This is a genomic window from Streptomyces sp. x-19 (genome assembly GCF_046549115.1).
In the GTDB taxonomy this organism is placed as follows: domain Bacteria; phylum Actinomycetota; class Actinomycetes; order Streptomycetales; family Streptomycetaceae; genus Streptomyces; species Streptomyces albulus_C.
The window spans coordinates 270,865-290,709 of record NZ_JAJPWK010000007.1 but is presented as its reverse complement, the minus strand read 5'-3'; the positions used below and the strand labels follow the sequence as shown (position 1 = coordinate 290,709).

General features: G+C 75.1%; 17 protein-coding genes. 5 read left to right on the top strand and 12 right to left on the bottom strand.

What is annotated here, in order from left to right; genetic code table 11:
* Window positions 1–80: 80 nt before the first annotated feature.
* Window positions 81–2,177, bottom strand: coding sequence for a HelD family protein (locus tag ACLJT4_RS20150; protein WP_411123684.1), 2,097 nt, complete (start codon window positions 2,175–2,177; stop codon window positions 81–83).
* A 369-nt stretch (window positions 2,178–2,546) separates the two neighbouring features.
* Here ACLJT4_RS20150 and ACLJT4_RS20145 point away from each other — a divergent pair, with 369 nt between their 5' ends.
* Both ACLJT4_RS20145 and ACLJT4_RS20140 read left to right on the top strand, forming a co-directional pair.
* The gene (locus ACLJT4_RS20145; protein WP_411123682.1) at window positions 2,547–2,756 is read left to right on the top strand and encodes a hypothetical protein; all 210 of its coding nucleotides are present in this window, start codon (window positions 2,547–2,549) and stop codon (window positions 2,754–2,756) included.
* A 317-nt stretch (window positions 2,757–3,073) separates the two neighbouring features.
* Window positions 3,074–4,375: a glycosyltransferase 87 family protein gene (locus ACLJT4_RS20140; RefSeq protein WP_411123680.1), complete on the top strand. Its 1,302-nt coding sequence runs from the start codon at window positions 3,074–3,076 to the stop codon at window positions 4,373–4,375.
* Between the two features lie 53 nt (window positions 4,376–4,428).
* On the opposite strand, the gene ACLJT4_RS20135 is transcribed toward ACLJT4_RS20140, so the two are convergent.
* Window positions 4,429–6,111, bottom strand: coding sequence for a DNA repair helicase XPB (locus ACLJT4_RS20135; RefSeq protein WP_411123678.1), 1,683 nt, complete (start codon window positions 6,109–6,111; stop codon window positions 4,429–4,431).
* Between the two features lie 133 nt (window positions 6,112–6,244).
* Window positions 6,245–8,806, bottom strand: coding sequence for a helicase C-terminal domain-containing protein (locus tag ACLJT4_RS20130; protein WP_411123676.1), 2,562 nt, complete (start codon window positions 8,804–8,806; stop codon window positions 6,245–6,247).
* A 257-nt stretch (window positions 8,807–9,063) separates the two neighbouring features.
* On the opposite strand from ACLJT4_RS20130, the gene ACLJT4_RS20125 reads away from it, so the two are divergent.
* Window positions 9,064–10,251, top strand: a complete 1,188-nt coding sequence (locus ACLJT4_RS20125; protein WP_411123674.1) for a hypothetical protein — start codon at window positions 9,064–9,066, stop codon at window positions 10,249–10,251.
* A gap of 67 nt (window positions 10,252–10,318) precedes the next feature.
* On the opposite strand, the gene ACLJT4_RS20120 is transcribed toward ACLJT4_RS20125, so the two are convergent.
* The 4 genes from ACLJT4_RS20120 to ACLJT4_RS20105 all read right to left on the bottom strand — a co-directional run bounded on the left by ACLJT4_RS20120 (window position 10,319) and on the right by ACLJT4_RS20105 (window position 14,445).
* Window positions 10,319–11,407 (bottom strand): ABC transporter substrate-binding protein, encoded by a 1,089-nt coding sequence (locus tag ACLJT4_RS20120; RefSeq protein WP_411123672.1) that lies wholly within the window; start codon window positions 11,405–11,407, stop codon window positions 10,319–10,321.
* Window positions 11,408–11,468: 61 nt separating this feature from the next.
* Window positions 11,469–12,260: an ABC transporter ATP-binding protein gene (locus ACLJT4_RS20115; RefSeq protein ID WP_411123795.1), complete on the bottom strand. Its 792-nt coding sequence runs from the start codon at window positions 12,258–12,260 to the stop codon at window positions 11,469–11,471.
* Between the two features lie 80 nt (window positions 12,261–12,340).
* Window positions 12,341–13,438, bottom strand: coding sequence for a FecCD family ABC transporter permease (locus ACLJT4_RS20110; protein WP_411123670.1), 1,098 nt, complete (start codon window positions 13,436–13,438; stop codon window positions 12,341–12,343).
* Complete coding sequence (locus ACLJT4_RS20105; protein WP_411123668.1) at window positions 13,435–14,445, bottom strand: FecCD family ABC transporter permease; 1,011 nt, start codon at window positions 14,443–14,445, stop codon at window positions 13,435–13,437. The genes ACLJT4_RS20110 and ACLJT4_RS20105 overlap by 4 nt, the downstream gene beginning before the upstream one ends.
* A gap of 149 nt (window positions 14,446–14,594) precedes the next feature.
* On the opposite strand from ACLJT4_RS20105, the gene ACLJT4_RS20100 reads away from it, so the two are divergent.
* Window positions 14,595–15,269 (top strand): HAD family hydrolase, encoded by a 675-nt coding sequence (locus ACLJT4_RS20100; protein ID WP_411123666.1) that lies wholly within the window; start codon window positions 14,595–14,597, stop codon window positions 15,267–15,269.
* Here the strand turns inward: ACLJT4_RS20100 and ACLJT4_RS20095 are convergent.
* Window positions 15,218–15,484, bottom strand: a complete 267-nt coding sequence (locus tag ACLJT4_RS20095) for a hypothetical protein (protein ID WP_331249237.1) — start codon at window positions 15,482–15,484, stop codon at window positions 15,218–15,220. The two genes, ACLJT4_RS20100 and ACLJT4_RS20095, sit on opposite strands and share 52 nt — an antisense overlap.
* 205 nt (window positions 15,485–15,689) lie before the next feature.
* Here ACLJT4_RS20095 and ACLJT4_RS20090 point away from each other — a divergent pair, with 205 nt between their 5' ends.
* Window positions 15,690–16,073, top strand: coding sequence for a cold-shock protein (locus ACLJT4_RS20090; protein ID WP_016575638.1), 384 nt, complete (start codon window positions 15,690–15,692; stop codon window positions 16,071–16,073).
* Between the two features lie 10 nt (window positions 16,074–16,083).
* On the opposite strand, the gene ACLJT4_RS20085 is transcribed toward ACLJT4_RS20090, so the two are convergent.
* The 4 genes from ACLJT4_RS20085 to ACLJT4_RS20070 form a co-directional block, all read right to left on the bottom strand.
* Window positions 16,084–16,935 carry a 1,4-dihydroxy-6-naphthoate synthase gene (locus ACLJT4_RS20085; protein WP_411123663.1) on the bottom strand — a complete coding sequence of 284 codons (852 nt, stop codon included), beginning with the start codon at window positions 16,933–16,935 and terminating at the stop codon, window positions 16,084–16,086.
* The gene (locus tag ACLJT4_RS20080) at window positions 16,932–17,729 is read right to left on the bottom strand and encodes a futalosine hydrolase (RefSeq protein ID WP_411123661.1); all 798 of its coding nucleotides are present in this window, start codon (window positions 17,727–17,729) and stop codon (window positions 16,932–16,934) included. The genes ACLJT4_RS20085 and ACLJT4_RS20080 overlap by 4 nt, the downstream gene beginning before the upstream one ends.
* A gap of 52 nt (window positions 17,730–17,781) precedes the next feature.
* Complete coding sequence (locus ACLJT4_RS20075) at window positions 17,782–18,291, bottom strand: hypothetical protein (protein WP_016572561.1); 510 nt, start codon at window positions 18,289–18,291, stop codon at window positions 17,782–17,784.
* A gap of 93 nt (window positions 18,292–18,384) precedes the next feature.
* Window positions 18,385–19,764 (bottom strand): MFS transporter, encoded by a 1,380-nt coding sequence (locus tag ACLJT4_RS20070; RefSeq protein ID WP_233658580.1) that lies wholly within the window; start codon window positions 19,762–19,764, stop codon window positions 18,385–18,387.
* Window positions 19,765–19,845 lie beyond the last annotated feature (81 nt).

The window sequence follows — 19,845 nt, the reverse complement described above, 5'->3', positions numbered from 1 at the left end:
CAAGGGAGTTGGGGGCGGGCGACCGGGGCGCCGGCCGACCGGGGCGCCGGCCGGCGCGGGCGCTCCCCGCCCGCGCACCGTCAGGCGGCCCCGAGCTGCTCCGGCAGCCCCGCCGCGTGGACGATCGTCAGGCCGGAGACCGGCCGGGTCAGGCACACGTACAGGCGGCGCAGGCCGGTCCGCTCGTCCGGTTCGCCGTCCACCACCGCCGCCGGCTCGTCCAGCACCACGTAGTCGTACTCCAGACCCTTGGCCAGGGTCGCCGGCACCAGTGTCAGGCGGGCGTCGGCCGAGGTCTCCGCACCCGGGGACAGACAGCTGATGCCGGCCTCCTCAAGGGCCGCGCGCAGCACCGGAATACGGGCGTCCGCGGCGATCAGGCCGATCGACCCCTCCTTGGCGAGCGCGTCGTGGCAGGCCGCCAGCACGGTCGCGTCCAGATCCGCGGGCTCCACCGCACGGACCTCGAAGTCGCCCGCCGACTCGCGGATGGAGGTGGCCTCCTTCAGGTCGGGCGCGATCGACGGCAGCAGACGGGACGCGTAGGCGATGACCTCGCGCGGCACGCGGAAGCCCTGCGTCAGCTCCTCGACGATGGAACCGGGCTTGCCCAGGTGGGCCAGCGCCTGCTGCCAGGTGTCGGTCGCCCACGGGGTGGTGCCCTGGGCGATGTCGCCCAGCACCGTCGCCGACCCGGTGGTGCAGCGCCGGCCCACCGCCCGGTACTGCATGGGCGAGAGGTCCTGCGCCTCGTCCAGCACCACGTGGCCGAGCGAGTGCGTCCGGGCCACCAGGTCCATCGCCTCGTCGATCAGCACCGCGTCCGCCGACGACCACGCGGCGCTCTTCGCGCCGCGCGGCGGCTTCGCCCACAGGATCGTCTTCTGCTCCTCCTCGCTGAGCAGCCCGTCCGCGTGCGCCGCGAGGAACTCGGCGTCGCCCAGCAGCCGCAGCACCAGCTTCGCCGGGTCGACCGGCGGCCAGATCGCCTTGACCGCGGCCTTCACCGCCGCGTTGCGGGCCACCGCGTCCTGCACCCGGTCGTCGGGCGCCTCGCCCGCCTGCTCCATCCGCACCAGCACCGCGTGCGCGATCCGCTGCGGCAGCGCCTCCCGGGCCGCGCCGTAGCGGATGTCGCGGTCCTGCAGCTCCTGCACGATCTCTTCGAGCTCGTACGCCGGGATGCGCCAGCGCCGGGAGCCGCGGACCACCACGCAGGGCTCCTGCGGCATCGTCACGTGCGAGCGCACCGCCCTGCGCAGCACCTCCGCCATCCGCGCATCGCCCTTGACCATGGCCGCGGCCGCCTCGTCCGCGCCGCGCACCTCCACGTGGCCGACCAGGTCGTCGATCGTCGCCTGCTTGACCTCCAACTCCCCCAGGGCGGGCAGCACCTGCTCGATGTACTGGAGGAAGGAGCGGTTCGGACCGATGACCAGGGTGCCGGAACGGGCCAGCCGCTCCCGGTGGGCGTACAGCAGGTACGCGACCCGGTGCAGGCCCACCGCCGTCTTGCCCGTACCGGGCGCCCCCTGGACGCAGACCGTCCCGCCGATGCCGGCCCGGACGATCTCGTCCTGTTCGGGCTGGATGGTGGCGACGATGTCCCGCATCGGGCCGACGCGCGGGCGCTCGATCTCCGCCTGGAGCAGGGCGCTGGTGGTCTCGGCCTCGGCCGGGTCGGTGAGGTGCTCGTCCTCGTAGGCGGTCAGCTCGCCGCCGGTGTAGCCGAAGCGGCGGCGCAGCTTCAGGTCCATCGGGTCCTTCTTGGAGGCCCGGTAGAACGGCTGGGAGACCGGCGCGCGCCAGTCGATGACCATGGGATCGCCGTCGGCGTCGTGGACGTGCCGGCGGCCGACGTAGAAGTTCTCGCCGGTGGCGCCCTCGGCGAGGTCCATGCCGGGGGCGTGGAGGTAGTCGAGGCGGCCGAAGAAGAGCGGGGTGTGGGCGAGGTCGGCGAGGGCCTTGATGCGGGCGTCGATCTCGCCCTGGAGGACCTCGGCGTTGACCCAGTTCGCGGTGACGTTCGCGATGTTGAGGTTCTCGGCGTCCTCGCGCATGGCGCGGAGGGCGGAACGGGACGCGGCGAGGTGCGCGCGCTCCCGTTGGAGCGGGTCGGCGTGCGACGCCGGCGGTGCGGTGTGCTGGTCGGGTGTCGGGTGGGCGTGCGAGGGCACGGCTTGCCTCCGGTGACGGTCAATCCTCGGTCTGCGGCGCGACGGCGTGCGACGGCATGATGCGAAGGGCCGGCCGGTTTCCGACCGGTCGGCGGCGCTCCCCTGACGGGAGGCAGGCAACCGCGCGATTGTAGTCAGCACGTATCAGGGGCGCCAACGGAATTTCCGGTGCCGGCGCCGCGCGGGGCCGGCGCGGCGTCGCCCGGTACCGCGTCCGGGCCGGCGGCGACGCCGTCCTTTGGAGGGACGCCCCCGAGAACCGTAGGTCTCTCGTAGGGGTCGGCATGGGCCCACAGGCCGATGCCGCGACGCGCAGAGATGGAACTGTGGGGCGATGTGCGCCATTCGCGTGAAAACGATGATGGAGGCATGAGCAGCGCATCGATCCACACCACCTCCGTCCACGCCCTTCCCCGTCGCTCGGCCAACGGCGCCACGGCCCTCGGCACCGACCCGACCACCGGCTCACCGCCCACCGACGACCACCGCCACCTGCTGGGCAACGCCGTCCGCGCGGTGAAGGTCTTCGCCGCGGCCGCGTTCAGCGTGGTCGTGATGGGCGAGTACGCCGAGGGCTGAGGCCGGGCGCGCGGCGAGCGCGCACCGGGCACTGCCGGACCGCGCCCGAGCACGGTCCCCGGTTCCAGCAACTTTGCACAAGTACAACCAACTCTGAGTGGGTCCGAGCAGGTCCGCGCAGCGTCATTCCGCAGCACCGCAGGCGCGGCGCTCGTCGGCGCTGGTGCGTGGTTCGGCCGGATCGCGCACCTTTCGTGCGTGTGAGAGTCGTTTCCGCATGGACATCCGGTTGACCGGAAAGCGTTACGGACGGTCGGTCTCGATCCACTAGCGTCGCCGCAAGGAGCGCGCTCAGGGCGACGAGGAGGGGTCAACGGGTGTCTGCCGCCGACGGGACGGGGACGTGGACGTGGAGACGCACTTGGGCGCAGAGCATCGCCAGCCCGGGCCGACTGGCGATAGGCGCGGCGCTGCTCGTCCTGTCCTGCGCCGGGCTGTACGCGCTCTCCCTGGCCGTGCAGCTGCCGATGTCCGACATAGAGGTCTACCGCGCCGAGGGCCAGGCCGCCGCGACCGGCGGTGACCTCTACGGCTTCACGGTCACCAAGTGGGCGCTGCCGGCGACGTACCCGCCGTTCGCCGCCCTGCTGTTCATCCCCACCACCTGGATCTCGCTGACCACCCTCAAGATCACCTGCGTCATGGCCAACGCCGCCCTCCTGGCGTTGTTGATCCACCTCTCCTGCAAGGCCGCCGGCCTGCGCCGGTACGCCTACTCCGCGCCGCTGCTCCTCGGCACCACCGCCCTCGGCCTCTGGCTCGAACCGGTCTTCCAGACCCTGGTCTTCGGACAGGTCAACCTCGCCCTGACCTGCCTGGTCCTGTGGGACCTCTCGCGTCCGGACGGCGCCCGCTTCAAGGGCTTCGCCACCGGCCTCGCCGCGGGCATCAAGCTGACCCCGGCGATCTTCGCGGTCTACCTGCTGATCACCGGGCGGGTGAAGGCCGCCTTCACCGCCCTCGCCGGATTCGTGGTGTCGGTGCTGCTCGGCGCGCTGGTGCTGCCGGGCGCGAGCGTGGACTTCTGGACCCGGCGGATGTTCGAGACCCAGCGGGTCGGCAAGGTGTGGATCGTCGACAACCAGTCACTCCAAGGGCTCGTCGCGCGCCTGCTGCGCACCACCGAACCGGGCCTGTGGTGGCTGGCGGCGGCCGTGGTCACCGCCGCGGCCGGGCTCTGGATCGCCCGCCGCTGCCACCGCAACCGCGGCCTCGACCTCTGGGGCGTCCTGGCCACGGCCGTCACCGCGCTGCTGGTGTCGCCGATCAGCTGGTCGCACCACTGGGTCTGGTGCGTGCCCCTGCTCGTCGCGCTGATCGCGCACGCCCGGCGGGACCGCTGGCGCTGGGCGCTGGTGGCCGCGATCACCCTCGTCTTCGCCGCCCGCTCGATGTGGGCGCTCAACCACCGGGGCACCCTGGCCCTGCACTTCCCCTGGTGGCAGCAGCCGCTGGCCTCCCCCTACCCGATGCTGGGCCTGGCGCTGCTGGCCGCACTGGCCTGGTGGACGCTGCGGCCCGCGGGCCGCCCCGGCGCCCCCGGCGGCCTGCTGGCCGCCCGCCGGGTCCCCGCACCGCGCACCGACGTCCGCCGGCCCACCGAGGCCCCGACGGGCTGACCGCCGCCACCGGAGCCCGGCGGTGGCGACGGCCCCGCCGCCACCGCCCGCGCTCACGCCGGGGTGGGATCGTCCTCGCCGGCCGCGACGTCGTCGCCCGCCGCCAGCAGCTCGTGCGCGTCCACGATCCGGTACGCGTAGCCCTGTTCGGCCAGGAAGCGCTGACGGTGCGCGGCGAAGTCCTGGTCGACGGTGTCCCGGGCGACCACCGAGTAGAACCGGGCCTCGTGACCGTCCGCCTTCGGGCGCAGCACCCGGCCCAGCCGCTGGGCCTCCTCCTGGCGGGAGCCGAAGGTGCCGGACACCTGGATGGCGACCGTGGCCTCCGGCAGGTCGATGGAGAAGTTCGCAACCTTCGACACCACCAGCACCGAGATCTCGCCCTGCCGGAACGCGTCGAAGAGCCTCTCGCGCTGTGCGTTGGACGTCTCGCCCTTGATCACCGGGGCGTCGAGGTGCTCGCCCAACTCGTCCAGCTGGTCGATGTACTGCCCGATGACCAGCGTCTGCTCGCCGGCGTGCCGCCGCACCAGCGCCTCGGTCACCCGCTGCTTGCTGCCGGTGGTCGCGCAGAAGCGGTACTTCTCCTCCGTCTCGGCGGTGGCGTACGCCAACCGCTCCGACTCGGTCAGGTCCACCCGCACCTCGACGCAGTCGGCCGGCGCGATGTACCCCTGCGCCTCGATCTCCTTCCACGGCGCGTCGAACCGCTTGGGGCCGATCAGCGAGAAGACGTCCGATTCCCGCCCGTCCTCGCGCACCAGGGTCGCGGTGAGCCCCAGCCGGCGGCGCGCCTGGAGGTCGGCGGTGAACTTGAAGACCGGCGCCGGCAGCAGGTGCACCTCGTCGTAGACGATCAGGCCCCAGTCCCGCGAGTCGAACAGCTCCAGGTGCGGGTAGACGCCCTTCCGCTTCGTCGTCAGCACCTGGTACGTGGCGATGGTGACCGGGCGGATCTCCTTCTTCGTCCCGCTGTACTCGCCGATCTCGTCCTCGGTCAGCGAGGTGCGCTTGACCAGCTCGTGCTTCCACTGCCGGGCCGAGACGGTGTTGGTGACGAGGATCAGCGTGGTCGCCTTGGCCTGCGCCATCGCCCCCGCGCCCACCAGCGTCTTGCCCGCGCCGCAGGGCAGCACCACGACGCCGGAACCGCCGTGCCAGAAGCCCTCCACGGCCTGCGCCTGGTACGGGCGCAGCGACCAGCCGTCCTCGGCCAGCTCGATCGGATGCGCCTCGCCGTCCACGTAGCCGGCCAGGTCCTCGGCCGGCCAGCCCAGCTTGAGCAGGGTCTGCTTGATCTGCCCGCGCTCGGAGGGGTGCACCACGACGCTGTCCGGGTCGATCCGCGCGCCGACCAGCGGCTGCACCTTCTTCGAGCGGAGGATCTCCTCCAGCACGGGACGGTCGGTGGTGGACAGCACCAGGCCGTGCGCGGGGTGCTTGGTGAGCGTCAGCCGGCCGTAGCGCGACATGGTCTCGGCGACGTCGACGAGCAGCGCGTGCGGCACCGGGTACCGCGAGTACTGCACCAGCGCGTCCACGACCTGCTCGGCGTCGTGGCCGGCGGCCCGCGCGTTCCACAGCCCCAGCGGGGTCACCCGGTAGGTGTGGATGTGCTCCGGCGCCCGCTCCAGCTCGGCGAACGGCGCGATGGCCCGCCGACAGGCGTCCGCCAGCTCGTGGTCCACCTCCAGCAGCAGCGTCTTGTCGCTCTGGACGATGAGAGGTCCGTTCACGCGCCTCGCCTTTCGCATTCCGGGGCTGAACCGCCGGCCGGGGCCGTCGGCGGCCCGACGTGCCAAACGTCCAGTGTGCCGCATCGCACCGACGAGGCCGCCCGGTCCGTTCGGCGGGTGGTTCCCGGGTGGGTCAGACCGCGTCGTCGGCCAGTTCCGAGACGCCGGTGATGCGGTGCAGGGGGTAGGTGCGGACCTCGTCGGAGGTGTGGTCGTAGGCCGTGACGTAGCCGCCCTCGACGCGGACGGGGGCGATCACGCGTTGGCTGGCGGCGCCGTCCGCGTTGACGTAGCCGATCCAGACGGGCGAGCTGGTGAGGACCGCGGCCTGCATGGTGGCCAGGGTCTCGGCGGAGGTGGTGCGGGGCAGCGCGCCCGGTGCCGGGGTGCCGGTGGGGGCGGCGGCGGGCTTGCGTTCGGCGGTGGCGGCCAGGTCGCCGGCGCGGATGGCGCGGACGGCCGCCTCCAGCAGGGTGCGGTCGGGCGGCGGCGGGCCGTCCGGGACCGGGGCCGGGGCCGTCCGGGGCGGGGTGCGGTAGGAGTCGGCGCGGGCCACCAGGACGTCGCCGGCGGCGGATTCGGCGGCCGGGGCGTAGCCCATCGCCCGCAGGCCGTCGAGGAGGTGTTCGGGGGCGCACTGGGCGGCGAGCACGGTCGGGGCGAGCCGACGCAGCCGCAGTGCGGCGGCGCGGCGGTCGGCGAGGATCTCGGCGAGCAGCGCGTCGTCGTCGCAGCGGACGTAGGCGGTGGCCGCGCCGACCCGCAACTGGCCGTGTTTGCGGGCCACGTCGTCGACGAGGTAGGCGAGCGGCTGCGGGACCGGGGTGCGGGAGTGGGTGGTCAGGAACTCCTGGAGCTCGGCGGCGGACCGGCCGCTGTCCAGGGCCCGGCGCACCGACGCCGGGGTGAAGCGGTAGACGGTGGCGCCGCCCTTGGACTCGACGTCGGCCAGTATGCCGAGCGCCTCGGCGAGCGGGCGGTGCAGCGGGCCGGGGGCGACCGCGGTCAGGTCGGCCTGGAGCAGGACGTGGTCGAGCGGTTCGGGCAGCAGCGGGGCGAGCAGGACGGCGGCGCGGGCCGCGGTGGTGGTCGCCTCGGCGGGGGTGAGGGGCGTCGCGGCGGCGCCCGCCTCCGGGGCCGGTGCCGCTTCGGCGGCGGCCGGGGCGGTGCCGAGCAGGGTGCGGCCGTGGGTGGCGAGGGCGCCGCGCCCCGTCACGCCCAGCAACTCGGCCTCGGCGAGCGCCCCTTGGGCGAGCCGGGAGCGCAGGTCCTCGGCGGGGGCGGGGCCGGCCGGGCCGTCCGGTGCGGCGGGCGTGGGGGACGCCGGGGGCTGGGCGGCCGGTGCGGCGGCGCGCAGCGGACGTTCCCAGCGCAGGCGGGACAGCAGCGTCGGCCCCGGGACGGACGTGCCGGGCGCCAAGGTGGCCAGCAGGGTCAGCACGCGGTGGCGGACCTCGGGCGCCGGGGAGCGGTCGAGGTGCGGGCCGAGGGCGGCCAGGGCGCGGCCCTTGGCGTCGGCGGTGCCGACCACGCCCGGGGTGCGGGTGGCGGGCAGCCAGGCGGCGACCAGGACCGCCCAGCGCTCGTGGTCGGGCAGCTGGAGCCACTCTTCGGCGGCCGGGGTGGCGGCGTAGCGTTCGTCGGCCTCGCCGTCGGAGGCGATCAACCCGGCCGCGTAGGCGAGTTCGAGCCAGAACGCGGCGAGCTGTTCGGTGGTGTCCAGGGCGGTCGCGGTCCGTTTGAGGTCGCGGACGCTCAGGCCGCCGGCGCGCAGCACGGGCGGGCCGCCGAGGTCCCACTCCTTGAGGAGTTCCTCGACGGTGGCCAGTGCGGTGAACGCCTGGCCCGCGGCGGCGTTGTCCACAAGCTGTGGATCGCGTGCGGTGGTCGGGGCGAGGGCGGGCGGGGCCGGCTCGGGGAGGCGGTGCGCCCGCCCGGCGCGCAGGTGCAGCGCGGCCTCCCGGGGCAGGGCGACGTTGCGGGCGCCGGCCGGCAGCAGCAGCCCGCGGTCCAGCAGCCATTGCAGGTGGGCGGCCGGCCGGTCGGTGACCGCGCCGTAGGGCGGGCCCCACAGCAGCTTGTCCAGGACGGCGACGGCCTCGGCGGGCGCGGTGTCCAGGAGGGCGGCCATCCTGGCCCGGTCGCTGAAGAGGGCGGTGAGGGCGGCGACCGCGGACACCGGGTCGTGGGTGGTGGGCAGGTCGACCGCGGCGAGGACCTCCTGGAGCCGGCCCGGTGACATGCCGGCGGTGGCCTCGGCGACGGTGGGGCCCAGACCGGTCGGCGAGGGGCGGGTGGGGCTCGGGGCGAGGAGTTCCCGGGCGGTGCGCACCAGGCGCAGCCGGTCGTCCGGGCCCCACACCAGGGCCTGGGCGCGCAGGGCCGCCAGGGCCCCCGGCAGGGCGGCGGTGACCGCCTCGTCCCCGGCGTCCCCGGCCATCAGCGCCGCCAGCGTCCCGTACGGGCAGGGGTCCGGGGCGACCGCCAGCGCCTCGGCGGTCTGGAGGGCGAAGGTGTCCAGTCGCTCCACCGCGCGGACCACCGACGCCCGGGTCCCGGCCCGGGTGGCGAGCTGGGTCAGATCGCCCGGCACCGGGTTGAGCAGGTCGGGCCGGGCCCGCAGCAGGCCGGCGAGCCCGCGGTCCGAGCGGGTCCTGAGCTCCTCGGCGAGGGTGCGGGGGGTAGCGGTGGTCATTCGTCCTACGTTAGCCGGGCGGGGGAGACGACGGGAGCAGGCGGCGGGCGCGGATCGGCGGGGGCGGGGCCGGGGGCCGGTGCGCGGTGCACGGGGCCGCGCGCCGTACTGCGGGGCGGCGTGGTGCGCGGGTGCCGCGCGCCCGGCCGTGGTGCCGCGCGCCGTCGTCGGTGCCGTGCGGCGGGCGGCCGGCGGTGCCGGGCCGGGGCCACGGGGTACCGTCGGGGCAGCAACCAGCGCACGCCGCAGGGGTTTTCGTGGGGATCGAGAGCGAGCAGCTCGTCTTTGACTATCTGAGCCGGGTGGGCGACCTGGCCCAGCAGCACGGGCTGCCGTCCGGCACCCGGATGCGGCTGGTGGCCTCGCTGCGGGCCGAGATCGACGCGCAGAAGGCCGACCAGAAGGCCGATTCGGTGCCCGGGGTGAAGCGGCTGCTGGCCCGGCTGGGCACGCCGGAGGCCGTGGTGAAGGCCGCGGCCGACGGGGCCGGCGGGCCCGGTGCGCAGGGCGCCGGCGGGGCCGGGACGAGGGCGGCGCCGCCCCCGGTGGCCGGGCCCGCGGAGCCGGTCCGGCCCACCCAGTGGGCCGGTGCGCGGGAGAAGCTCGGCGGGTTGATCGGCAAGGTGCCCGCGCCGCGCGACGGGGACGGGGCGGACGACGGCGGCCGGCGGCCGAACTTCCTCAAGAAGCGCCCCGCGCCGTCCGGCCCCCAGGCCCCGCCGGCCGCCGCGCCGCCCCACCTGGCCGGCGCCGACGAACTGGGCGACGCGGAGGACCCGCCCGACTGGTGGCGGGTGGACGGCGCGCCCGCCGACGCGGAGGCCGCGGCGGACTTCGTGCCCGGTTTCGTCGGCGGCATCGAACTCTCGGAGGTCTGGGAGCGGCCCGAGGAGGACGAGGACGCTGACGGTAAGGGCGGTAAGGGCGGTAAGGGCGGTAAGGGGGCGGGGCAGGGCGACGGCGGGCGGCGCGGGCGGGCCCTGCCGGCCCTGCTGCGGAAGACGTTGGGGCGGCCGCCCGCCCAGGAGCCGGTGGCCGGGGCGGAGCCCGCGGGCCCGGCGGACGCCGCGGAGGGTGCCGAGGAGCCGGCGCGGTTGCCGCTGCGGGCCTGGCTCAGCCCGGTGTTGACGCTGGCCGTGCTGCTGCTGGTGGCCGGTGCGGTGGTCGGCTCCTGGTTGGCGCTGGCCGGTGGTTGGGGGCTGGCGTACGTGTCGCGCCGGCTGAGCCGTACGGAGACGAAGTTCGCGGCGCTGGGCGTGCCCGGGATCGTCGTCGGCGGTCTGCTGGTGTGGATCTGGGGCCGCAGCCAAGGCCGTTGGGGCGCGCCGATCGCCCCCGGGCAGCTGGGCCAGGAGCTCCTCGCGGGGCTGCCCGGCGTGGTGCGGGTGGCCGCGGTCGTCTCGGCGCTGTTCCTGCTCTGGCGGATGCGCCGGGCGGCGCCGTGAGGCGCGGGCGCGGCAGAGGGGCGGGCGGCGGAGCGTCGCCCGCGCCGCCGCGCTCCTTCGCGGGCCGTTACTTCTTGGCGAGCCGCTGCTGGATCTCGTCGAGGATCTTGTCGGCCGCGGTGTAGCCGATGCCCTGGATCCACAGTTGGTCGTCGACGCGGAGGGACTTGCCGTTCTTGACGGCCCGGAGGTTCTTCCACAGGGGGCCGGTGGTGATCTGGGCCTCCTTGGACTTCTCGGGGCTGCCGTAGGTGGCGTAGAAGACCGCGTCGGCGTCGGCCTGGGTGATCTGCTCGGGGCTGACCTCGACCATCAGGCCGTTCCGGGCGCCGTCGACGACCGCGGTGGGGCCGGTGCCGAGGTCGTCGAGGACGGTGCCGATGTAGCTCTGGCAGCCGTAGATGCGGGTGTCGGCGCCCTCGACGAAGCGGACGACGTTGGTGCGCAGGGCGCGGGCCTTGGCCGGGCCGCCGAGGGCCGTGGTGACGCGTTCGGCGTGCGCGCGGTAGGCGGCGACGGTGCGTTTGGCTTCGGGGATCTTGTTGAGCGCGGCGGCGTGGACGGCGAAGTTCTGCTTCCACGGGTAGCCGGTGGAGTCGGTCATGACGGTCGGTGCGATCTTGCTGAGGTCGGCGTAGCGCTGGCCGTCGCGGACCTTGTTGGTGAGGATCAGGTCGGGCTTGAGGGCGGCGATCGCCTCCAGGTTGGGGGCGCCGATCTTGCCGACGTCCTTGATGCCGGCGAGCTTGTCCTGGGGCAGGTAGTCGAGGAAGCCGGAGGCGACGTCGGAGCGGGTGGCGCCGACCGGGGTGACGCCGAGGGTGAGCGCGGAGTCGAGTTCGGCGGTGTCCAGCACCACGACGCGGTGCGGGGTATCGGGGACGGTCACCTCGCCCGTCGCGGTGCGGACCGGGTGGCTGCCGCCGCCCGCGGGGGCCGGCGCGGGCCAGTTGGTGGTGGGCTGCGCGGGGCATTCCGCGGCCTTGAAGGTGCCGTTGGGGCCGGCGGCGGAGGCGCCGGAGTCCTGGCCGCTGCCGCAGCCGGTGAGCAGCAGTGCGCCGGCGGCGACGGCGGTCGCGGCGACCCGGGCGGTGGCGGGACGGCGGTGCGGGGGCGGGGGCGGGGCGGGGGCGGCCGGGTGGGTTGGGTGGGTCATCGCAGCCCTTTCGGCTCGGCGGCGGGGAGGTCGCCGGGGCGGGTGCCCCGGCGAGGAGACGTCACTGCCGGGTGTCCCCTTCCCAGGGACGGCCCGGCACCACCAACGGCGAGCCGGTCACCGGGTCCGGGACGACCACCGAGTCCAGGCCGAACACCTCGCGGACGAGGTCGGCGGTGACCACGTCCCCGGGCCGGCCCTGGGCGACGATCCGGCCCGCCTTCATGGCCACCAGGTGGTCGGCGTAGCGGGCGGCCTGGTTGAGGTCGTGCAGGACGGCGACGACGGTCCGGTCGCGCTCGTGGTTGAGCTGGCGCACCAGGTCGAGGACCTCCACCTGGTGGGCGATGTCCAGGTAGGTGGTGGGTTCGTCCAGGAGCAGCAGGTCGGTTTCCTGGGCCAGTGCCATGGCGATCCAGACCCGTTGGCGCTGGCCGCCGGAGAGCTCGTCGACGGGGCGGTCCGCCAGCGTGGCCACGTCGGTGCGGGCCATGGCCTCCATGACCGCCCGTTCGTCCTCGGCCGACCACTGCTGCCACCAGCGCTGGTGCGGCTGCCGGCCGCGGGCGACGAGGTCGCCGACGGTGATCGCCTCCGGGGCGACGGGGGTCTGCGGCAGCAGTCCGAGGGACTGGGCGATGTTCCGGGTGGGGATCTTGGCGAGGTCCGTCCCGTCCAGCAGGACCGCGCCGCGGCGCGGTCGCAGCAGCCGTCCCAGGGCGCGCAGCAGCGTCGACTTGCCGCACGCGTTGGGGCCGACGACGACGGTGACGGCGCCGTCCGGCACGTCCAGGTCGAGGCCCTCGACGACGGTGCGTTCCTCGTAGGAGAGGGTCAGGCCGCGGGCCGTCAGACGGGCGGCGGGTTCGTGGGCGGCGGGCTCCTGGGCCGCGGTGTCCGCCCCGGCCGCCGGCCGCGGGGTGCCGGTACCGGTCACGCTTGTCCTCCTGAGGCCCGGCCACGGGCCCGGTGGCCCCTGACGATCAGCCAGATCAGATACGGGGCGCCGACCGCGGCGGTCAGCACGCCCACCGGCAGCTCGGTGGGGGCGAGCAGCTTGCGGGCGAGCAGGTCGCCGAGGACGACGATGACGGAGCCCAGCAGCGCCGAGCAGAGCAGTGGGATCTGCGCGGTCCGGGTCAGCCGGCGGGCGATCTGCGGGGCGAGCAGCGCCACGAAGTCGACCGGCCCGGCCGCTCCGGTCGCCATCGACGCCAGCACCACGCCGACCGTCACCAGGCCCAGCCGGGTGCGGTTGAGCCGGATGCCCAGCGCGGTGGCGGTGTCGTCGTCGAGGGAGACGGTCCGCTGGGCGCGCGCCGCCCACAGGACGGCGGGCAGCGCCACCAGCAGCGCCCAGCCCAGCGGGGCGGCCTCCGCCCAGCCGCGTCCGTTGAGCGAGCCGGTCATCCACACCTGGGCCTGCTGGGCGACGAGGTAGTCGCCCTTGGTGAGGAACAGTTGGGTGACCGAGCGCAGCGCGACCGCGAAGCCGATGCCGATCAGCACGAAGCGGGTGGCGTGCAGTCCGCCGCGCCACGCGAAGACGTACACCAGCAGCGCCGCCAGCAGCCCGCCGGCCACCGAGACGTAGGGCAGCACCGCGAACGAGGTGACGCCGAAGGTCATCGCCCCGACGGTCACCGCCCCGGCGCCCTGGGTCACGCCGATGATGTCGGGGCTGGCGAGCGGATTGCGGGCCACCGTCTGGATCAGCCCGCCGGCCACTCCGAAGGCCGCGCCGACCAGCAGCCCGACCACCATCCGCGGCAGCCGCAGTGTGCCGACGACCAGTTCCTGCGGGGACGGTTCGCCGGCCAGGACCTTGAGCACGTCGGTGGGCGCCACCCAGCTCTCGCCGGCGCACAGGTACGCCACGCACACCACGGCCAGCGCGGCGGCCAGTGCGGCGGCGACCACGGCGGCGCGGCGGTGCAGCAGGAAGGAGCCGCGGCCGGCCCGGACCAGCGCGTACCCGGCGGGGCGGACCGCGCTGGGGCGGGCGGCGGGGGAGGTGTCGGTGGCCGTCATGCCGCCACCGCCCGTCGCCGGACCAGGGTGACCAGGAACGGCACGCCGATGAGGGCGGTCATCACGCCGGCCGGGACCTCCGACGGCGGGAACAGCACCCGCCCGACGGTGTCCGAGACCAGCACCACGACCGGGCCGAGCAGCGCGGCCATCGGCAGCGTCCAGCGGTGTTCGCCGCCCACCAGGGCGCGGGCCAGGTGCGGCACGGCGAGGCCGACGAAGGCGATCGGGCCGGCGGCCGCCACGCCCGCGCCGGTCAGCACGGTCGCGCCGAGCCCGCCCACGATCCGCACCGTGGCGACCTTCTGGCCCAGCCCCCGGGCGACGTCCTCGCCGAGCGCCAGGGCGTCCAGTCCGCGCGCCACCGACAGCACCAGTACCGTGCCGACCAGCAGGAACGGCCAGATCTGGGCGGCCACCGCGGCGTCCCGGCCGGTGAGTGAACCCACCTGCCAGAAGCGGAACTCGTCCAGTGCCGCGGCCTTGGTGGTCAAGATCGCCATCGACGCCGACACCAGCAGCGCGTTGATCGCGGCGCCGGAGAGCGCCAGTTTGACAGGGGTGGCGCCGCCCCGGCCGCGGGCGGCGATGCCGTAGACGACCACGGCGGCGATCCCCGCTCCGGCGAACGCGAACCACACGTAGCCGGTCAGGGTGTGCACCCCGGCGAAGGCGATGGCGGCCACCACGGCGGCCGCGGCGCCCTGGCTGATGCCGAGGATGCCGGGGTCGGCGATCGGGTTGCGGGTGATGCCCTGCATGACCGTGCCGGCCATCGCCAGCGCGGCGCCGACCATCAGGCCGATCAGGGTGCGCGGCAGCCGCAGGTACCGCACGACCTGCGCGGCGTCGTCGGAGCCGCCGTGGACGAGGGCGTCGAGGACCGCCGACGGGGCGAACGCGCGGCTGCCGACGGCGAGCGAGAACACCACGGCCAGCAACAGCGCCAGCACGGCCAGCGCGGTCAGGCCGAGCCGGCGGCTCCGCTTCCGGTGCGTCACGGGCATGGCATCACGGGCGTCGGGTCCATTCGCGCGGTCTGGAGCTGTCGGTGCGGACCCGCGGTCACCGAACGGCAGCCGCGGGTTAGGTAAGGCAAGGCTAACGGTACGTCCTGGCCGGTTTGCTCCGCAGGGGCACAGGCACAATGGCAGGCATGGCTGCGCATCCCCTGACCGTCGGGTTCGACCTCGACATGACGCTGATCGACTCCCGCCCCGGCATCAAGGCCGCCTACGAGGCGCTGGCCGAGCGCACCGGGACGCACATCGACGCCGCCGCCGCGGTCACCCGGCTCGGGCCGCCGCTGGAGCAGGAGATCCGCCGCTGGTTCCCGGCGGAGCGGGTGGCGGAGATCTGCGACCTCTACCGCGAGCTGTACCCGACGCACGCGATCACCGGCACCCTGGCGATGCCGGGCGCCCGGGAGGCGGTCGACGCGGTGCGCGCGGCCGGCGGCCGGGCCGTCGTCGTCACCGCCAAGTACGAGCCCAACGCCAAGCTGCACCTAACCCACCTGGGCATCGCCGCGGACGCGGTCATCGGCTCACTGTGGGCCGAGGCCAAGGCGACGGCGCTGCGCGAGCACGGCGCGCGGCTCTACGTCGGCGACCACACCGGCGACGTGCGCGGCGCACGGACCGCCGGTGCCCTGTCGGTCGCGGTCGCCACCGGGCCGTGCGCCGCCGACGAACTGCGCGCGGCCGGCGCCCACGTGGTGCTCGACGACCTGACGGCCTTCCCGGCGTGGCTGGATCGTTACGCGGCGGATCCCGCGCGCTACCCGGCGGGCGGCGCCGACGGCGACGGGGCGGCCACCGCCTCCGACTGACGGCGCTGGGCGAGCACGGAGCGCACCACTCCGCTGCCCGCGATCAGGAAACCGGCGCCCATCAGCATGGACATCCAGTAGAACTCCCACGGCAGCGGGTGCGTTCCGAGGAACAGTGGGAGCACCGTGGCGAGAGTGGCCAGTGCGCCAACTAGGAACACGATCGCGCCGATTCGGACCAGTAGATCCCCGGCCTGGGGCGTTTCATCAGACACCTGACCAGGGTAAGTCCGGGCCGGGGGCGCCGAGGATCCCCCTGGCGACGTCTTGTCACCGGGCCCCGGACCATTAGCCTTGGGGGAGGCGGGCTTCGGTGGCCCGCTGCACTGTTATCCAGACCATTTTTCCCACGCCGCGGCACTCCACGTGCCCGCGGCGAAGAGTCCGCATTTTCCGACGAGTACGAGGACGAGGACAGACGTGCCTACCGGCAAGGTCAAGTGGTTCAACAGCGAGAAGGGCTTCGGCTTTCTCTCCCGCGACGACGGCGGTGACGTCTTCGTGCATTCGTCGGTGCTGCCCGACGGCGTGGACATGCTCAAGCCCGGCCAGCGCGTCGAATTCGGTGTCGTCGCGGGCCAGCGCGGTGACCAGGCACTGAGCGTCGTGCTCCTCGACCCGACCCCTTCGGTCGCCGCGGCCCAGCGCCGCAAGCCCGACGAACTCGCCTCGATCGTCCAGGACCTCACCACCCTGCTGGAGAACGTCACCCAGCAACTGGAGCGCGGGCGCTACCCCGACAAGGTGCACGGCGCCAAGATCGCCGGGATGTTGCGCGCGGTCGCCGACCAGCTCGACGTCTGAGCCGCACCGCTCAGACGAACGTCAGCGCGGCGGGGCCGAGGGGCGGCACGAGCCCCTCGGCCGCGGCGCGGGTGAGCAGCCCGCGCACCGCGGCGTAGCCGTCCTCGCCGAGGTCGGCGGTGAATTCGTTGACGTACAGCCCGATGTGCTGGTCCGTCACCTTCGGATCCATCTCCTGCGCGTGCTCCAGGACGTACGGCCGGGACGCCTCCGGGTCGTCCCAGGCCATCCGGACCGACGTGCGGATCGCCTCCGCCAACTGGCGAAGCACCGGCTCGCCCAGCGACCGCTTGGCGATGATCGCCCCCAGCGGGATCGGCAGACCGGTGGTCAGCTCCCAGTGCTCGCCCATGTCCGCCAGGCAGTGCAGCCCGTAGTCCTGGTACGTGAAGCGGGCCTCGTGGATCACCAGGCCGGCGTCGACCTTGCCGTCCCGCACAGCCGGCATGATCTCGTGGAACGGCAGCACCACGACCTCGCCGACACCGCCCGGCACCTCGGCCGCCACCCACAGCCGGAACAGCAGGTACGCGGTCGACCGCTCGCTGGGCACCGCCACCGTCTTGCCCGCCAGGTCCGCCGCGCCGCCCGGCTCCCGGGTCAGCACCAGCGGGCCGCAGCCGCGCCCCAGCGCCCCGCCGCAGGGCAGCAGCGCGTACTCCTCCAACACCCACGGCAGCACCGCGTACGACACCTTCAGCACGTCCAGTTCGCCACGCTCGGCCAGGCCGTTGGTGACGTCGATGTCGGCGAAGGTGACCGCCAGTTCCGGTCCGCCCGGGACCCGGCCGTGCGCCAGGGCGTCGAAGACGAAGGTGTCGTTCGGGCACGGGGAGTAGGCGATGGACAGCGGCCGGGTCACGAGGTCCTCCGGGGGGTGGGGGGCGGGGGCGCCGGAGCCGCCGCGGGAACGCCCGCCAGGGCTCCGGGGAACGTGCGGAAGGCGCCCGTCAGCGCGGCGAGGGCGGGGCCGATCCGCCAGGCGGCGCGGTCCCGGGGACCGACCGCGTTGGAGACCGTGCGCACTTCCAGCACCGGCAGGCCGTGCGCGGCGGCCGCCTCGGCGACGCCGAACCCCTCCATCGCCTCGACCAGCACACCCGGGTGACGGGCCGCCAGCTCGGCGGCGCGGGCGGCGCTGCCGGTGACGGTGGAGACCGTGACCACCGGGCCGGCCGTCCCGCCGGTCGCCGCCGCGACGGCCGCGACCAGCGCCGGGTCGGGCCGGTGCACCGCGGTCCCGAAGCCGAGTTCGGTGACCGGGACGAAGCCGTCGGGCGTCTCGGCGCCCAGGTCGGCGGCGACGATCGCGTCCGCGACGACCACCGCGCCCAGCGGCGCGGCGGGGGCGAAACCGCCGCCGATGCCGGCCGAGACCACCAGGTCGTAGGGGGTCCCGGCCAGGGCGGCCGCGGTCAGCGCGGTGGCGGTGCCGGCGGCCGCCGCGGCCGGGCCGACACCGGCGGCCAGCACGTCCGGGGCAACGGGCACCCCGTCCGGTCCGGAGGGCGCGCGGTGCAGCGCGTAGCCGCCGGGCAGCGCCGCGGGCCGGTGGCCGCCGGTGGCGTCCTCGGCATCCTCAGCGTCCTCGGCGTCCAGCGCGGCGCACACCGCGTCGCGCTCCGCGGCCACCGCGGTGACGACCAGCGCCCGCATCAGACGCCGCCCGCCGCGTGCCGCCGGTCCCCGGCCCCCGCGCTCAGTGCGCTCAGTCCTTCAGCTTCAGGTTGAAGTGCCACAGCGCCATCGGGCCCGAGCCCTGGGCCTTGCCGGCCTCGGCGACCATCAGGGTCACCTCGCGCAGCGACTCGGACTGACCGGTCGCCGGGTTCATGGCCTTGAACAGCTCGTCGGTGCTGAAGGTGCGGTACGTGTCGGTGCTGGGCGCCGCCATCACCGGTCCGCCGCCGACGACGAACCAGCCGACCTTGGCGACCTTCGGGTCGACGCCCACGCGGACCCGCTCGCCCGGGCGCACGGTGATGGTCCCCTCGCCCTTCTTGGCGATGCAGCTCTGCACGGCCTGCTTGTCGAGGGACTTGCCGTCGCCGTCGCAGCCGGGGGTCACCTCCGCCGTCACCGTCTGCGTGCCGACGGTCACCGTCGCCAACGAGGTCGGCTGCTGGCAGGCGGAGAGAGTGAGCAGGCCCAGGGTCACGGCACCGAGGGCAGCGGCGGCGCGGCGGCCCTTGCCCCGGGAGATCAACGCAGCGGTCATACGGGGCAGGCTATCGGGCGTCCCGGCGCTCGCCACGCGCGGGTGCGGCGCGCCGCACCACGGGCCGCCGCACGGGGCGCCCCGGACCCCGCGTCACCCCACCCGGGCGGCCGGCCGGCCGCTGTGGCGCGCCGCGCCCAGCAGCCCCCGCACGGCCACCGCGGCGCCCGCCGCCACCAGGGCCGCGGCCACGGCCAGACCCAGCGGGCCGATGAGCGGCAGCGCGATCCCGAGGGCGCCGCCCACCACCCACGCCAGCTGGAGCACCGTCTCGGACCGGGCGAACGCCGAGGTCCGCACCGCCTCCGGCACGTCGCGCTGGATCATCGCGTCCAGGGACAGCTTCGCCAGTGCCTGGGACAGCCCCGCCGCGGCCGCCGCCACGGGCACCACCACGACCGCCAGCACCTCGTAGCAGAGCGCCGCCAGCACCGTGGCGGACAGTGCGAGCCCCAGCACCGCCGCGATGATCGGCTCCGGGCCGCGTGCCCTGAGCCAGGCGCCGACCGCCGTGCCCAGCGCGTTCCCCGCCCCGGCCGCCACCGCGACCAGGCCCAGCGACGCCGCCGCGCCCAACCCGCCCAGGGGGTGCTCGCGCAGCAGGAAGGCGAGGAAGAAGGTGAGGAATCCGGAGAGCGCCCGCAGCGACGCGTTCGCGCGCAGGCCGTGCAGCACGGCCGGGCCGACGGTCCGCAGCCCCGGCCGCCGGCCCTGCGCCCCCGCGGGTGCCGCGCCGTCGCCGGCCGCCAGCCGGGCCCGGGCCTCGCCCTTGCCCGAATCGACCGCGTGCGGCAGCGAGAACGACAGGAACGTCCCGGCCAGGAACACCACGCATGCGCCGTACAGCGGCCAGGCCGGCCCGATCAGGTGCAGTCCGGCGCCGACCGGCGCCGCGGCCCCGGTCGCCAGCAGCCCCGCCAGCGTCACCCGGGAATTGGCCTTCACCAGGGAGATCCGCGGCGGCAGGAGCCGCGGCACCACCGCGCTGCGCACCACCCCGTACGCCTTCGACGCCACCAGCACCCCCAGCGCCGCCGGATACAGGGCCAGCCCGCCGTCGGCCACCGCCCGGGACATCGACAGCGCCAGCAGCGCCCGGGCCAGCATCGCGCCGGCCATCGCGGCCCGCCGGCCGTGCGGCACCCGGTCCAGCAGGGGGCCCACCACCGGCGCCAGCAGCGCGAACGGCGCCATGGTGACCAGCAGGTACAGCGCCACCCGGCCCCGTGCCTCGTGGGTGGGCACCGAGAAGAACACGGTCGAGGCCAGCGCGATCGTGATCATCATGTCGCCGGCCGCGTTCACCGCGTGCAGCTCGATCAGCTGTGCCAGGCCCGATTCCCCGGCGCCCTGCGCATGGGTGGCGCGCCGTAGTTGCCGGGCCGCGCCGCGCAGCGGCCGGTGCAGTGCGCGTCCGATCGCGCGGCCCGCCCGGCGGGCCTTCGACCCCCTCGTCGCCCCGACGCCAGCCACCCGGTCATACTGCCCCAACTCGCCCCAGAGGGGGCGATTTATCCCCCCCGCTCCGGCGGGGCGCACCGGCCGACCGGCCGC